The organism is Microcella humidisoli (assembly GCF_024362325.1).
In the GTDB taxonomy this organism is placed as follows: Bacteria; Actinomycetota; Actinomycetes; order Actinomycetales; family Microbacteriaceae; genus Microcella; species Microcella humidisoli.
In genome coordinates this window covers 1,351,032-1,366,486 of sequence record NZ_CP101497.1, presented here as the reverse complement: position 1 = coordinate 1,366,486, position 15,455 = coordinate 1,351,032, and the positions used below count along the sequence as shown (strand labels likewise).

General features: G+C 67.6%; 9 protein-coding genes. All 9 read right to left on the bottom strand.

Annotation, left to right across the window (positions count from 1 at the left end):
- Nucleotides 1–2: 2 nt before the first annotated feature.
- The 9 genes from NNL39_RS06495 to NNL39_RS06455 all read right to left on the bottom strand — a co-directional run bounded on the left by NNL39_RS06495 (nucleotide 3) and on the right by NNL39_RS06455 (nucleotide 15,344).
- Nucleotides 3–401: a type IV pilus modification PilV family protein gene (locus NNL39_RS06495; protein WP_255158160.1), complete on the bottom strand. Its 399-nt coding sequence runs from the start codon at nucleotides 399–401 to the stop codon at nucleotides 3–5.
- A gap of 86 nt (nucleotides 402–487) precedes the next feature.
- On the bottom strand, nucleotides 488–877 hold the full coding sequence (locus tag NNL39_RS13010) for a type II secretion system protein (RefSeq protein WP_322972902.1): 390 nt from the start codon (nucleotides 875–877) through the stop codon (nucleotides 488–490).
- Between the two features lie 136 nt (nucleotides 878–1,013).
- Nucleotides 1,014–2,246: a type II secretion system F family protein gene (locus NNL39_RS06485; protein WP_255158158.1), complete on the bottom strand. Its 1,233-nt coding sequence runs from the start codon at nucleotides 2,244–2,246 to the stop codon at nucleotides 1,014–1,016.
- Complete coding sequence (locus tag NNL39_RS06480) at nucleotides 2,246–3,805, bottom strand: PilT/PilU family type 4a pilus ATPase (protein WP_322972901.1); 1,560 nt, start codon at nucleotides 3,803–3,805, stop codon at nucleotides 2,246–2,248. The genes NNL39_RS06485 and NNL39_RS06480 overlap by 1 nt, the downstream gene beginning before the upstream one ends.
- A gap of 94 nt (nucleotides 3,806–3,899) precedes the next feature.
- Nucleotides 3,900–5,564, bottom strand: a complete 1,665-nt coding sequence (locus tag NNL39_RS06475; protein WP_255158157.1) for a GspE/PulE family protein — start codon at nucleotides 5,562–5,564, stop codon at nucleotides 3,900–3,902.
- Between the two features lie 203 nt (nucleotides 5,565–5,767).
- Nucleotides 5,768–6,160, bottom strand: a complete 393-nt coding sequence (locus NNL39_RS06470) for a type II secretion system protein (protein ID WP_255158155.1) — start codon at nucleotides 6,158–6,160, stop codon at nucleotides 5,768–5,770.
- A 99-nt stretch (nucleotides 6,161–6,259) separates the two neighbouring features.
- The gene (rpoC, locus tag NNL39_RS06465) at nucleotides 6,260–10,108 is read right to left on the bottom strand and encodes a DNA-directed RNA polymerase subunit beta' (protein WP_255158153.1); all 3,849 of its coding nucleotides are present in this window, start codon (nucleotides 10,106–10,108) and stop codon (nucleotides 6,260–6,262) included.
- Nucleotides 10,109–10,167: 59 nt separating this feature from the next.
- Entirely contained in the window at nucleotides 10,168–13,659 is a 3,492-nt protein-coding gene (rpoB, locus tag NNL39_RS06460) for a DNA-directed RNA polymerase subunit beta (protein WP_255158151.1), read from the bottom strand.
- A gap of 341 nt (nucleotides 13,660–14,000) precedes the next feature.
- A complete protein-coding gene (locus NNL39_RS06455; RefSeq protein WP_255158149.1) occupies nucleotides 14,001–15,344 on the bottom strand; it encodes an Ig-like domain-containing protein in 1,344 nt (447 codons plus the stop codon).
- Between the last annotated feature and the right edge of the window lie 111 nt (nucleotides 15,345–15,455).

The following is a 15,455-nucleotide window of genomic DNA, read 5'->3' as shown; positions in this document are numbered from 1 at the left end:
GATCAGCCGCCCAAGTAGATCTGGGTGCGAGCGTCGGCAATGGGGCGCTCGTCGTCGTCGGCGTCGTCGAAAGCGACGACCGTGATGGTCATGACCTCGCCATCGGCGCAGTCGCTGACGGCAGGAACCGAGGTGACCACCCGGATGGTTGTGCCCTGGGCATCAACCTGGGTGATGGAGGCGTTGAGCAGCTGCGCGGCCGCGCAGGTTGCGGGTGCCGAGGTGCGGGCGGCATCGATGGCCTGGGCCACCAGTCGCGTCGCGGTGGCCGAGGTGGAGTTCAGTGCGGATGCGCGGACACCGGAGATGATGACGGGCACGAAGGCGATCGCGAGCAGCGCGATGAGGAACATCGAGATCACGATCTCGATCAGCCCCAGGCCCTCGTCGTTCTTGGTCACGGTGTCCTCCCCCCGGTGTCATCGTGTTGAGCGTGAAGGGGGCGGACCGGTCAAGCGACCGTATCCGCCCCCGTGGGACGCGCGTGCTAGCAGGTGCCGGCGCGCGGGCCCTCGTTGGACTGGTCGACAATCCACTCGGCGTCGTTGTGCTGGATGCAGAAGTCCGCGGCCGTCGGCGTGCCGACGATGGCAACCGTGTCAGGGAAGCCAAGGCTGGTAAGCGCGGTCGCGTCGGCGTCGCCGTCGGGGTTGTTCACGAGGCTGCTGACGAAGGCGACCTTGGCCGTGGCGAGGTCGGACTTGTAGCTGGCCTCACGAGCGGCGTCCTGCTGGCCGAGGAAGACCGGGATGGCGATCGCGGCGAGGATGCCGATGATGATCACGACCACGAGCAGCTCGATCAGGGTGAAGCCCTTGTCGTTCTTGCCCTCGGCGAGGCGAGTGCGCTGTGCAGCGAGTGCGGTGTTGAAGGACATGTGTCCGTTTCCTTTCCCATCAAGTGAAGGTTGATAGGTGGGCCCCCCACGGAACATGAAACCGGCCCCCCACTTGTTATTGTGTCGACCCCGCATCGGGCGCACAGCCCCCATTCCGGGGGCCTCACAGGCGCGCCTACTGGACTTGATTGAAGATGTCGAAGATCGGCAGGTACAGCGCCACGATCATGCCGCCGAGGATCACGCCGAGGAAGGCGATCATGAGCGGCTCGATGAGCGAGGTGAGCGCTTCGGTGGTGCTCTGCACCTCGCTGTCATAGAAGTCGGAGATTTTCTCGAGCATCGTCTCGAGCGCACCGGAGTCCTCGCCGACGGCGATCATCTGGGTGACCATGCTGGGGAAGATGGGCTGCTGCGCGAGGGGAGCGGCGATCGTGCGGCCCTGCCGCACCGAGTCTTGCACCGATTGCACCGCTTGCTCGATCTGCCAGTTGCCCGACGTGGATCCGATGATCGACAGCGCTTGCAGGATGGGCACGCCCGAGCCGATCATGGTGCCGAAGTTGCGGGTGAAGCGGGCGATCGCGATCTTCTTGAAGAGGTCGCCGAACACGGGCATCTTCAGCAGGAGCGGCTCGTAGACGGATCGGAACTTGGGCGTCTGCCGGTTCGCCCGCCACCAGATTGTTCCGGCGATGGCGAGCACGATCAGCAAGGGTCCGACCCAGATCATGCTGTTGGAGATGACCACCAGGATCTGCGTGGGGATCGGCAGCGTGCCCCCGAGGTCGGCGAAGAGGTCTTCGAAGATGGGGACGATGAAGACGATCATGCCGACGACCGCGAGCAGGGCCATGATGAGGACGACCACGGGGTAGGTGAGCGCCGACTTGATCGTGGCCTTGAGCTCGACCTCCTTCTCGTAGTTCTTGGCGACCGACTCGAGAGAGGTCTCGAGGAAGCCGCCGACCTCGCCGGCACGCACGAGGTTGACGAAGATCGGCGGGAAGACCCGGGGGTACTTCGCCAGGCTGTCAGAGAACGTTCCACCGTCTTCGACCAGGCCGCGCACCTCGTCGAGGGTCGAGGCCAGCTTCGGGTTCTCGGACTGGTCGGCGAGGATCGACAGCGACTTCAACAGCGGAAGACCGGCCCCGATCATCGTCGCGAGCTGCCGGCTCATGACGGCGAGGTCCTTGATCGTCACCTTCTTGTCGAACAGTCCGCCGAGCGAGATGTCGCGATTGAGTCCGGTGCCGCCCGTGACCTGCTCGATCGAGACGGGGGCGATGCCCATGGTGCGCAGTCGCGAGACGACCGAGGCCTCGCCCGCAGCATCCACACGGCCCTTCACCAGCTTGCCGCTGGAGTCACGGCCGGTGTACGAGAACGTGAGTGTGGCGGCCATCAGCGGGCTCCTCCGAATCCGTCGGCGAAGGGCGCGGCGTCGGCCCCGGTCGCGCTGCGGTGCACGAGGCGGTTGAAGTTCTCGGCGTCTTGCATCTTCGACATCGCCGCCTCGTGCGTGACCATGTGGCTGTTGACGAGATCGGCGAGGTGCTGGTCCATGGTGTGCATGCCCGAATCGCGCCCGGCCTGCAGTGCCGAGGTGATCTGGTAGGTCTTGCCCTCGCGGATGAGGTTGGCGATGGCGCCCGTCGTCATCATGATCTCGGTCGCGATGATGCGGCCCTGGCCGCTCGCGCGCGGCAGCAGGGTCTGGCAGACGACCCCCTGCAGCGTGAGGGCCAGCTGCGATCGCACCTGGCTCTGCTGGTGCGGCGGGAAGACGTCGATGATGCGGTCGATGGTCTGCGCCGCCGACTGCGTGTGCAGGGTCGCGAAGACGAGGTGGCCGGTCTCGGCGGCGGTGAGCGCGGTCGAGACCGTCTCGAGGTCGCGGAGCTCGCCGATGAGGATGACGTCGGGGTCTTGCCGCAGCACGCGCTTGAGCGCGTCGGCGAACGAGTGCGTATCGCTGCCGACCTCGCGCTGGTTGACGAGCGATCGCTGGTTCTGGTGCACGAACTCGATCGGGTCTTCGATCGTGACGATGTGGTCGGCGCGCGACTTGTTGACGAGGTCGATGAGGGCGGCGAGCGTCGTCGACTTGCCCGAGCCGGTCGGGCCCGTCACGAGCACGAGACCGCGCGGCAGGGTGGCGAACTTCGAGACCACTGCCGGCACACCCAATTGCTTGAGCGACTTGATCTCGGTCGGGATGAGGCGGAACGCCCCCGCCATCGCATCGCGATCCTTGTAGAAGTTCACGCGGAATCGGAAGTCGCCGCGGGGGCTGATCGCGAAGTCGAGCTCCCACTCGTGCGCGAAGGACTCGCGCTGGCGGTCGTTCATGATGCTCTCGAGGATCGTCGTGACCTCGGTGCGGCTCCAGACGGGCGCGCCGACCACGGGCTTGAGTTCGCCGTCGAGCCGCACCATCGGCGGCGCATCGCCGGCGATGTGCAGATCGGAGGCGCCTCGGGCGATGACCTCGTCGAGCGCAGCGAGCAAAGCGGGGTGGATGCCCGCCATGGGTTCTCCCGTCGTGACGACGGGCGGCGGCGCGGCGGCCGCGGCAGCACCCGCGGGCGGCGGCGCCTCCGGTCCGACGCCGACGGTCGGGGGCGCCAGGGGCGGAGCCGCGATCGTGGGTGCGGCGATCGTGGGCGCGGTAGCCGGCGGCGGGGCGGCGAGCGGCGAGCCCGCGGGCGGCGCGAGCGGCTGCCCGACCGGCGGCGGCGCGAGCAGTTGCCCGACGGCCGGAGGCGCGAGCGGCTGCCCGACGGGCGGCGGCGGCGCGAGGTGCTGCATCACGGGCGGTGGCATGGTCGATTGCGCGGCGAGCACGGCGGCCTCAGCCGCGGCGGCGGCCGCGCCCGGGGCGTCATCCGTGGCGACGGTCCAGACGCGTCGAGGCGGAGCGGCGTCGCCCGCCGTGGCGCCGAAGGCCAGCGAGTCCGTCATGTGTTCCCCCTCGTGTGCGTGTGCCGTGGCATCTCTTGGTCGAATTGTTGCGCGGCCGCGCCCCCCGACGCGGCCGCGCAACGAGCGCGTGTCGTCAGGCGACCACGCGCAGGACCTCTTCGATCGAGGTCAAGCCGGCGCGAACCTTCGCCCAGCCGTCCTGGCGCAGCGTCAGCATGCCCTGCGCCGTCGCCGTGTGCATGATCTCGACGCTCGACGCCCGCGCGACGGCGAGCCGCTCGATCTCCTCGGTCACGTACATGACCTCGTGCAGCGCCAGTCGGCCCCGGTACCCGGTGCCCGAGCAGGCCGAGCAGCCGACCGCGTGGTAGAAGCGGGGGCTGATCTCGTCCTCCCGTCGACCGAAGCCGAGGTTGTCGAGGTGCCCGAACTCGTACTCCTGCAACTGCTTGCAGCGGTCGCAGAGCTTGCGGGCGAGTCGCTGGGCGACAACGCAGTCGAGGGCCGAGCCGACGAGGAACGGCTCGATATCCATCTCGATGAGTCGCGTGATGGCGCTCGGCGCGTCGTTCGTGTGCAGGGTCGAGAGCACGAGGTGGCCGGTGAGCGACGCCTCGATGGCGATCTGAGCGGTCTCCTGGTCGCGGATCTCACCGATCAGGACGACGTCGGGGTCCGAGCGCAGGATGCTGCGGAGCGCGCTCGCGAACGTGAGCCCCGCTTTCGGATTCACCTGCACCTGGTTGATGCCGGCCATGCGGTACTCCACCGGGTCTTCGACCGTGATCACGTTGATCTCGGGCCGCGCCACCGCGTGCAGCGTCGTGTAGAGCGTCGTCGACTTTCCCGACCCGGTCGGGCCCGTGACGAGGATCATGCCGTAGGGCTTGGTGTACGAGTTGCGGTAGATGGTGAGGTTGCGGTCGAGCATCCCGAGGTCGCCGATATCGCGACGCGTGGCATTGTTGTCGAGGATGCGCATGACGACCTTCTCGCCCCACACCGTCGGCAGGGTCGCGACGCGCAGGTCGATGACCTGACCGCCGTGCTGCACGGACATGCGGCCGTCCTGCGGCCGCCGGCGCTCGGCGATGTTGATGTCGCTCATGATCTTGAGGCGCGAGATGACGCCGTTCTGGATGTTCTTGGGTGCCTGCTGCACATCGTGCAGCACGCCGTCGATGCGGTAGCGCACACGCATCTCGAACTCACCCGGTTCGATGTGGATGTCGGACGCCAGGTCTTGGATCGCCTGGCCGATGATGAGGTTCACGAAGCGCACGATCGGCGCGTCGTCGGCGTCGGCCTCCCGCAGCGCGACCTCGTCGGTCTGGCTCGGAGTCGACTCCTCTTGGATCGCGGTCGAGAGGTCGCTCAGCTCGCTGTCGGCGCGGTGCAGGCGGTTGATGGCGGCGACGAGGTCGTTCTTCTCGGCGACGACGGCCACGACGTGCATGCGGGTGAGGGCGCGAACGTCGTCCATCGCGAGTACGTCGCCGGGCTCGACCATCGCGAGCGTGATCGTCGTGGCGGTGGCGTGGATGGGCAGGATGTTGTGCCGCCGGCAGAGCTGGGCCGGCACGAGCGCCACGGCGGCACGGTCGACGGGGTATTCGGCGAGTTCGACGAACGAGAGGCCGGCGACCTCGGCCTTGGCCGACGCGACCTGTGAGGCGCTGACGAGGCCGCGCTCGATGAGGTCACCGACGACGGCGTCATCGCCTTCATCGCGCACCTTGTCGAGCGTCTCGATGGGCAGCAGCCCACGGATGATGAGTACTTCGCTCACGGAAACCACAGCAGGACCCTCCCCCCTGGACGCTTGCCGCCCGACGATGGGGGCTTGCACGGACTGCCTGACCGTCACGGTACGACACGCCGTACTGCTGACAATAGTCCCGCGTTCGGGGGTAGTCCACACCAGTCACATTGTTCACATGGGCAACACCCGTGCGGCGCGCCTCTCCCCCCTTCTTCGAACCCGCGGGCCGTGCGGTTGGGTCAGGGGCCGACGAGAGAGCCGTCGGGCGCGCAGCTCGCGCCCGAGACGGGTGCGAGACGCTGCGTGACGGCCCACGGCTCGTCGACGAGTGCGTGCACACCCTGGATGCAGAAGTCGGTGCCCGAGCCAGAGAACGCCAACGTGATGTCGTCGTCGCCGTGCGCGTCGAGGATGTCATCGAGCTCGGATCCGGCCGGGAGGGCCTCCTCCTCGACGACCACGAGTGCCGTCTCGAGACGCGCGGTCGCGAGGGCTGCCTGCAGGGCTCCGGCACGGGCCTGATCGAGACTGCCCAGGAAGATCGGAACGGCGATCGCCGCCAGCACACCGATGATGACCATGACGACGACGAGCTCGACGAGCGTGAAGCCAGCATCCCGAATCGATCTCATGAGCGATAGTCAAGCGCACAACGCCGCACTGGTCTGCCCCCATAACGAGTGCGCCCGCGGAACCGTGGGTTCCGCGGGCGCACTCGATCGAACTCGGGCCTAGTTGTACGTGCCCGGCGTGTAGTCGTCGCTCGAGAACGTATCGAAGTCGACGAACGACAGGTCGGCCTCGGTCAGGGCGGTGTCGTCGGCGAAGATGCGGTTGGGGTACCGCTCGGACTTCGCCTCCTCCGTCGCCTCGACCGTGACGTTGCGGTACGCGGGCAGACCGGTACCGGCCGGGATCAGCTTGCCGATGATCACGTTCTCCTTGAGCCCCAGCAGCGGGTCGCGCTTGCCCTCCATGGCCGCCTGCGTGAGCACGCGGGTGGTCTCCTGGAAGGACGCGGCCGACAGCCACGACTCGGTCGCGAGCGAGGCCTTGGTGATGCCCATGACCTCCTGGCGGGCCGAGGCGGTCTTCTTGCCCTCGGCCAGCGCGGCGCGGTTGATCTGGTTGTACTTCGAACGGTCGACGAGCTCGCCCGGCAGCAGATCGGTCTCGCCGTGGTCGACGACGGTGACCTTGCGCAGCATCTGACGCACGATGACCTCGAGGTGCTTGTCGTGGATCGGCACGCCCTGCGAGCGGTAGACCCCCTGCACGCCCTCGACGAGGTGCTGCTGCACGGCGCGGACGCCCTTCACACGCAGCACCTCCTTCGGGTCGACCGTGCCGACGAAGATCTGGTGACCCAGCTCGACGTGCTGGCCGTCCTCGACGAGCAGGCGCGCGCGCTTCGAGACGACGTACACGACCTCCTCCTCGCCACTGTCCGGCGTGAGCACGATCTTCAGCTGAGCACCGCTGTCGTCGATGCTGATGCGGCCGGCGCTCTCGGCGATGGGGCTCGCGCCCTTCGGCGTGCGCGCCTCGAACAGCTCGGTGACGCGGGGAAGACCCTGCGTGATGTCGGCCGCGGAGGCCGAACCACCGGTGTGGAAGGTGCGCATCGTGAGCTGCGTTCCGGGCTCACCGATCGACTGGGCCGCGATGATGCCGACGGCCTCACCGAGGTCGACGCGCGTGCCCGTGGCCAGCGAGCGGCCGTAGCAGGCGGCGCAGACGCCGACCGCCGACTCGCACGTCAGCACCGAGCGCACCTTGATCTCGGCGACACCCGCCGCGACGAGCTCGTCGATCAGCACGTCGCCGACATCGGCACCGGCCTGCGCGACGATCGTGCCCGAGGCGCTGACCGCGTCGGTCGCGAGCGTGCGGGCGAAGACGAGGTTCTCGACATTGTCGTCGCGAACCCAACCGCCGTCGACCTCGTGCGCGATCGTGAAGTCGAGACCCTTGCCCGTGCCGCAGTCCTCCTCGCGGATGATGACGTCCTGCGCCACGTCGACGAGTCGACGGGTCAGGTAGCCCGAGTCGGCCGTGCGCAGAGCGGTGTCGGCCAGACCCTTGCGGGCACCGTGCGTGGCGATGAAGTACTCCGCCACCGACAGGCCCTCGCGGTACGAGTTGATGATCGGGCGGGCGATGATCTCACCGCGCGGGTTCGACACGAGACCGCGCATACCGGCGATGTTGCCGACCTGCAGCCAGTTACCACGGGCACCCGAGGTGACCATGCGGTTGATCGTGTTGTCGGCCGGGAAGTTGGCGCGCATCTCGTCGTTGACGGCCTTCGTGCCCTCCGTCCACAGCTCGACCAGCTCGCGGCGCCGCTCGTCATCGGTCGTCAGACCCTTGTCGAACTGGCCCTGGATCTTCGCCGCCTTCTTCTCGTACTCGGCGACGATCTCCTTCTTCTTCGGCGGGGTGAGCACGTCGCTGAGCGCGACGGTCACACCCGAGCGGGTCGCCCAGTAGAAGCCGGCGTCCTTCACCTTGTCGAGCGTCGCCGCGACCACCGTCTTGGGGTAGCGCTCGGCGAGGTCGTTGACGATCTGCGAGATCGCGCCCTTGTCGGCCACCGCATCCACGTAGGGGTAGTCGGCCGGCAGCTGCTCGTTGAACAGCGCGCGGCCCAGCGTCGTCTCGCGCAGCTCGCGACCATCGGCGAACTTCTCGCCGTAGAGGCGGATGCGCACCGGCGCGTTGAGGTGCAGCGAGCCCTGATCCATGGCCATGATCGCCTCGGCGACCGAGGAGAACGCGCGGCCCTCGCCGGCGGCGCCCTCGCGCACGGTCGTGAGGTGGTGCAGACCGATGATCATGTCCTGCGTGGGAACCGTCACCGGGCGGCCGTCGGACGGCTTGAGGATGTTGTTCGACGCGAGCATGAGGATGCGGGCCTCGGCCTGAGCCTCGACCGACAGCGGCAGGTGCACGGCCATCTGGTCACCGTCGAAGTCCGCGTTGAACGCGGCGCAGACGAGCGGGTGCAGCTGGATGGCCTTGCCCTCGACGAGCTGAGGCTCGAAGGCCTGGATGCCGAGGCGGTGCAGGGTGGGCGCGCGGTTCAGCAGCACGGGGCGCTCGCGGATGATCTCCTCGAGCACGTCCCACACCTGCGGACGCGACCGCTCGACCATGCGCTTGGCGCTCTTGATGTTCTGCGCGTGGCCCAGGTCGATGAGGCGCTTGATGACGAACGGCTTGAACAGCTCGAGCGCCATGAGCTTCGGCAGACCGCACTGGTGCAGCTTGAGCTGCGGTCCGACGACGATGACCGAACGGCCCGAGTAGTCGACGCGCTTGCCGAGCAGGTTCTGACGGAACCGGCCCTGCTTGCCCTTGAGCATGTCGCTCAGCGACTTCAGCGCACGGTTACCCGTGCCCGTGACCGGACGACCGCGGCGGCCGTTGTCGAACAGGGCGTCGACGGCCTCCTGCAGCATGCGCTTCTCGTTGTTCACGATGATCTCGGGAGCCCCGAGGTCGAGAAGACGGCGCAGACGGTTGTTGCGGTTGATGACGCGGCGGTACAGGTCGTTGAGGTCGGAGGTCGCGAAGCGGCCACCGTCGAGCTGCACCATCGGGCGCAGCTCCGGCGGGATCACCGGCACGACATCGAGCACCATCGCGGCCGGCGAGTTGCCGGTCTGCAGGAAGGAGTTGACGACCTTCAGGCGCTTGATCGCGCGGATCTTCTTCTGACCCTTGCCCGTGGCGATCTGCTCGTGCAGCAGCTCGCTCTCGGCGGCGAGGTCGAACGCCTCGAGGCGCTTCTTGATGGCCTCGGCACCCATGTGGGCCTCGAAGTACAGGCCGAAACGGTCCTGCAGCTCCTGGAAGACCGAGTCCTCCGGCTTGAGGTCGCCGACCTTGAGCGTGCGGAAGTCCTCCCACACGCGCTCGAGCTGGGCGATCTGCTCGTCGAACGACTTGCGGATCTGGCCCATCTCCTTCTCGCCGGCGTCTTTCACCTTGCGCTTCTGGTCGGCCTTGGCGCCCTCTGCCTCGAGCTCGGCGAGCTCGGTCTCGAGACGCTGCATGCGCGTCGCGATGCCGGCGTCGCGTTGGCCCTCCAGGGTCTTGATCTCGAGCCGCAGCTCGTTCTCGAGCCCGGGGAGGTCGGCGTGACGGCCGTCCTCATCGATCGAGATGACCATGTAGGCGGCGAAGTAGATGACCTTCTCGAGGTCTTTCGGCGCCATGTCGAGCAGGTAGCCGAGGCGGCTCGGCACACCCTTGAAGTACCAGATGTGCGTGACGGGAGCGGCGAGCTCGATGTGGCCCATGCGCTCGCGACGCACGGAGGACTTGGTGACCTCCACGCCGCAGCGCTCGCACACGATGCCCTTGAAGCGCACCCGCTTGTACTTGCCGCACGAGCACTCCCAGTCGCGGGAGGGCCCGAAGATCTGCTCGCCGAACAGGCCGTCCTTCTCGGGCTTGAGCGTGCGGTAGTTGATCGTCTCCGGCTTCTTCACCTCACCGTGCGACCAGCGACGGATGTCGTCAGCGGTCGCGAGGCCGATGCGGAGCTCATCGAAAGTTTTTGCGTCGAGCACAGATTTCTCTTCTCTTACTTGCAGTCGTCAGCGTCTAGCGAATACTCGGGATGCCCGGATCAGATCTCGTCGATCGACGAGGACTCGAAGCGGGTGGAGATGTTGATGCCCAGCTCCTCTGCGGCGCGGAAGACCTCGTCATCCGTGTCCTTCAGGCTGAGCACGGAGCCGTCGGCCGAGAGGACCTCGACGTTCAGGCACAGCGACTGCATCTCCTTGATGAGCACCTTGAAGCTCTCGGGAATGCCGGGCTCCTGGATGTTCTCGCCCTTGACGATGGCTTCGTAGACCTTCACGCGGCCGAGGATGTCGTCGGACTTGATCGTCAGGAGCTCCTGCAGCGCGTACGCCGCACCATAGGCCTCGAGCGCCCACACCTCCATCTCACCGAACCGCTGGCCGCCGAACTGGGCCTTACCGCCCAGGGGCTGCTGCGTGATCATCGAGTAGGGGCCCGTCGAGCGCGCGTGGATCTTGTCGTCGACGAGGTGGTGGAGCTTCAGGATGTACATGTAGCCGACCGAGATCGGGTCGGGGAACGGCTCGCCCGAGCGGCCGTCGAAGAGACGAGCCTTTCCGGTCGAGTCGATCATGCGCACACCGTCGCGGTTCGGGAGCGTCGAGTCGAGCAGACCGGCGATCTCGTCCTCGCGCGCACCGTCGAACACGGGCGTCGCGATCTTCGTGCCGGGCGCCGCCTCGCGAGCGTTGGCCGGGATTCCCTCGGCCCACTCGGGAGTGCCCTCGATCTTCCAGCCGCGCGATGCCGCCCAGCCCATGTGGATCTCGAGCACCTGGCCGAAGTTCATGCGACCGGGGACGCCGAGCGGGTTGAGCACGATGTCGACGGGCGTGCCGTCCTCGAGGAACGGCATGTCCTCCACCGGCAGGATCTTCGAGATGACGCCCTTGTTGCCGTGGCGGCCGGCGAGCTTGTCGCCCTCGGAGATCTTGCGCTTCTGGGCGATGTAGACGACCACGCGCTGGTTGACGCCCGAGCCGAGCTCGTCGTCGCCGTCCTGCGCGTCGAACACCTTGACGCCGATGATCGTGCCCTGCTCGCCGTGAGGAACCTTGAGCGAGGTGTCGCGCACCTCGCGCGACTTCTCGTTGAAGATCGCGCGCAGCAGGCGCTCCTCGGCCGAGAGCTCGGTCTCGCCCTTGGGCGTGACCTTGCCGACGAGGATGTCGCCGGGGCGCACCTCGGCACCGATGCGGATGATGCCGCGCTCGTCGAGGTCGGCCAGCAGCTCGGGGCTCACGTTCGGCAGATCACGGGTGATCTCTTCCTTGCCGAGCTTCGTGTCGCGCGCATCCACCTCGTACTCCTCGATGTGGATCGACGACAGCGTGTCGTCCTTCACGAGGTTCTGGCTGAGGATGATCGCGTCTTCGAAGTTGTGGCCTTCCCACGACATGAACGCGACGAGCAGGTTCTTGCCGAGCGCGAGCTCGCCGTTCTCGGTGGCCGGGCCATCGGCGATGACCTCGCCGACCTCGATGCGGTCGCCCGCGCTGACGACGACGCGGTGGTTGTAGTTCGTGCCCTGGTTCGAGCGGTCGAACTTGCGCAGGAAGTAGTCCTGCGTTCCGCCCTCGTCGAGCTGCACCGTGACCGAGTCGGCCGAGACCGAGGTGACGACACCGGCCGCCGTGGCGGTGATGACGTCGCCGGCGTCGACGGCCGCGTAGCTCTCCATGCCGGTGCCGACGAGCGGCGACTCGGAACGGAGCAGCGGAACGGCCTGACGCTGCATGTTGGCACCCATGAGGGCGCGGTTCGCGTCGTCGTGCTCGAGGAACGGGATGAGCGAGGTCGCGACCGACACCATCTGGCGCGGCGAGACGTCCATGTAGTCGACCTGCTCCGACGGCACGAGCTCGACCTCGCCGCCCTTGCGACGCACGAGCACGCGCTCCTCGGCGAACGACCCGTCCTTGTTGAGCGGCGCACCGGCCTGGGCGACGACGTGGTCGTCCTCCTCGCTCGCGGTCAGGTAGTCGATCGTCGCCGTGACCTTGCCCTTGGTGACGCGGCGGTACGGGGTCTCGATGAAGCCGAACGCGTTGATGCGCGCGAACGAGGCGAGCGAGCCGATGAGGCCGATGTTCGGGCCTTCCGGGGTCTCGATGGGGCACATGCGGCCGTAGTGCGAGGGGTGCACGTCGCGCACCTCGACGCCGGCGCGCTCGCGCGACAAGCCACCCGGGCCGAGCGCCGACAGGCGGCGCTTGTGGGTGAGGCCCGCGAGCGGGTTGTTCTGGTCCATGAACTGGCTCAGCTGCGAGGTGCCGAAGAACTCCTTGATCGCGGCCACGACGGGGCGCACGTTGATCAGGGTCTGCGGCGTGATCGCCTCGATGTCCTGCGTGGTCATGCGCTCGCGCACGACGCGCTCCATGCGGCTGAGACCCGTGCGCACCTGGTTCTGGATGAGCTCGCCCACGGCGCGGATGCGACGGTTGCCGAAGTGGTCGATGTCGTCGACATCGAGACGCAGCTCGACGGGCTTGCCGTCACGCTGACCCGGCAGGGTCGTGCGCGACTCGTGCAGCGACACCATGTAGCGGATCGTCGCGACGATGTCGTCGACGCTCAGCACCGAGTCGGCGAGCGGCGCATCCAGACCCAGCTTGCGGTTGAGCTTGTAACGGCCCACCTTCGCGAGGTCGTAGCGCTTCGGGTTGAAGTAGAAGTTGTCGAGCAGCGCGCGCGCAGCCTCGGCGGCGACCTGCTCGCCCGGGCGCAGCTTGCGGTAGATGTCCTTGAGGGCCTCCTCCTTAGTGAGGATGGCGTCCTTCTCGAGGGTCTGCTCGATCGACTCGAAGCCGGCGAACTTCTCGCGGATCTCCTCGGTCGTCAGACCGAGGGCCTTGAGGAACACCGTGACCGACTGCTTGCGCTTGCGGTCGATGCGCACGCCGACCTGGTCGCGCTTGTCGACCTCGAACTCGAGCCAGGCGCCGCGGCTGGGGATGATGCGCGCGGTGTAGACGTCCTTATCGGTCGTCTTGTCGAGCTGGCGCTCGAAGTAGACGCCGGGCGAGCGAACGAGCTGCGACACCACGACACGCTCGGTGCCGTTGATGATGAAGGTGCCCTTCTCGGTCATGAGCGGGAAGTCGCCCATGAAGACCGTCTGGGTCTTGATCTCACCGGTCATGTGGTTCATGAACTCGGCCTCGACGTAGAGCGGGGCGGCGTAGGTCTTGCCGCGCTCCTTGCACTCGTCGATCGAGTACTTCTGCTCTTCGAGGTAGGGGTTCGTGAACGAGAGCTGCATCGTCTCGCCCAGGTCCTCGATCGGAGAGATCTCCTCGAAGATCTCCTCGAGCCCGCTGTGCGTCGGCACGTCGGTGCGGCCAGCGGCCTGCGCCTCGGCGAGTCGAGCCTTCCAGGCGTCGTTGCCGACGAGCCAGTCGAAGCTCTCCGTCTGCAGGGCGAGCAGGTCGGGAACGGTCAGCGTGTCGCTGATCTTGGCGAAAGAGAGCCGCGATGCGGTGCGGCCGTTCTTGGGGGACTGGTTCTTAGCGGTGCGCGCAGCAGCCAAGGATCTAACCTCCGTGGGCTCAAAGGCCCGGATTCTGTCGGTCGTCGACAGGTGAGTGCGGTCGAATGGACGCGCCGGACCCGCGGGGATTCCGTGCAATCGGAATCCACCCCGCCGCTATACTCGGGGCACGATCGCCGCCCGCCATATGGCGGCTGATCAGACATGGGAGCGCAAACCTCAATACTAGGCGCGCTCGGGTCGTCGTGTCCAGTCCGATTCTTGACCTATTGCGGTCGCTGCGCTATAACCGTGCGCTCGAGCGTCGACCGCGGTGCGCGCAGACGCGTCAGGGGCGGGATGCTCGCGGTGAGCATCCCGCCCCTGCGGGCTCGTCGGCGCTAGGCGGCCCGACCGCGGCGCAGGCGCGGGGCCAGGAAGCCGAGCCCCAGCACGATGGCGAGGAGCGCACCCCAGCCGATGCCCTGGGCGAGGTCATCGGCGCCCGTGTGGGCGAGACCGTCGCGACCGGGCGTGGCCGCGTACTCGGGCTGACCGGGCTCGTCGACGGGCGTGCCCGGGTCGGTCGGCAGCGGCAACGTCGGGATGGTCGGCGAGCCGGGCTGGTCGATGGGCTCGTCGCCGGGCTCCCCGCCCGTCTCGTCGCCAGGCTCCTCGCACTCGACGTCGCCGCCGCTGATGCTCGCATACAGGGTCACGGTAGCGACGTTGCTCGTCGCTGCCCCGTCGCCCGCGGTGTACGTGAATGTGAGCGTGTCGCAGAAGTCAGCAGGTGCCGTCCACGTGAACGACCCGTCGGCGAGCAGGGCGAACGCTCCAGCACTGGGCTCGGAGTAGCTCACGACCCCGAAACCGGTGCCGCCGGAGTGCACGTCGTTCGACAGAAGGCCCCAGGTAGCCGGGACAGTGATGGACTGACCGGGCTCGGCGAAGAATAGGTCGTCGTTGGCGACCAGAGTCTCGACGGGCGCGGCGCAGGGCGCGTAGATTCCGCTCGCATCGACCGAAGCGCGCAGCGTGATCGTGGTGAGATTCCCCGCTTCGATGCCGTCGAAGGGTCGGTACTGCACCGGGAATTCGCCGCAGAAGTCGGCCGGCACGCTCCAGGAGAACGATCCATCGACCGCCTGCGTGAAGTCACCGGGGAGGGATGTGGCCCACTGGGCCGTGATGGCATCTCCGTCCGCATCGCTCGCATTGGCCAGCACCGTGGATCCCGGCAGCGAGTAGTTCTCGCCCGGAACCACGTAGTACCAGTCGTCGACACCAACAGGCGGGGTGTTGGAAGGCGTCTCGGGCTCGGGCTGCGGTTCGGGATCACCGACCGGGACGACCTCGATGGAGACCTTGCCCCAGGCACTCGGCGTGGTCCCGTCTGTGACGCGGTACTGGAAGCCGACGGTGCCGCTCGCATCGGCCGAGATCTGGATCGTCACGGGCGTCTGCGGGGTGTACATGGTCACGATCGACCCTCCGGGGAATGCGCCGGCATTCACATCGGTGTGGAAGAAGTCGAGAGCGTCGCCCTCCGGGTCGTAGTCGTTGGCGAAGGGGCTGATGCTCGGGTCGAGCACGAGCAGCTCGCCCGGCGCCGCCGTGTAGAAATCGTCGACAGCGACGGGTGCGGCGCCGGCCGCATGGGCGGGGGTCGCCGCGAGGGCGGTGCCGGCGACGACCACGGCGGTGGCGCCGAGGGCCGCGAGGCGGTGTGCGATGGTGCGCATGGGATCGTCCTTCGGTGGTGTGGCCCGGGTCTCGGGCGGGGGTTCGGGGGCGCCGTTCTCGGCGTGGTTCCACCCTCGCGAAACCGCACGCGCGGCAGATGGGCAACCGTT

What these genes read in the sequence shown, in the direction of transcription:
- NNL39_RS13010 (WP_322972902.1), bottom strand. Translation starts at nt 877, where the DNA reads ATGTCCTTCAACACCGCACTCGCTGCACAGCGCACTCGCCTCGCCGAG.
- NNL39_RS06485 (WP_255158158.1), bottom strand. Translation starts at nt 2,246, where the DNA reads ATGGCCGCCACACTCACGTTCTCGTACACCGGCCGTGACTCCAGCGGC.
- NNL39_RS06480 (WP_322972901.1), bottom strand. Translation starts at nt 3,805, where the DNA reads ATGACGGACTCGCTGGCCTTCGGCGCCACGGCGGGCGACGCCGCTCCG.
- NNL39_RS06470 (WP_255158155.1), bottom strand. Translation starts at nt 6,160, where the DNA reads ATGAGATCGATTCGGGATGCTGGCTTCACGCTCGTCGAGCTCGTCGTC.
- NNL39_RS06455 (WP_255158149.1), bottom strand. Translation starts at nt 15,344, where the DNA reads ATGCGCACCATCGCACACCGCCTCGCGGCCCTCGGCGCCACCGCCGTG.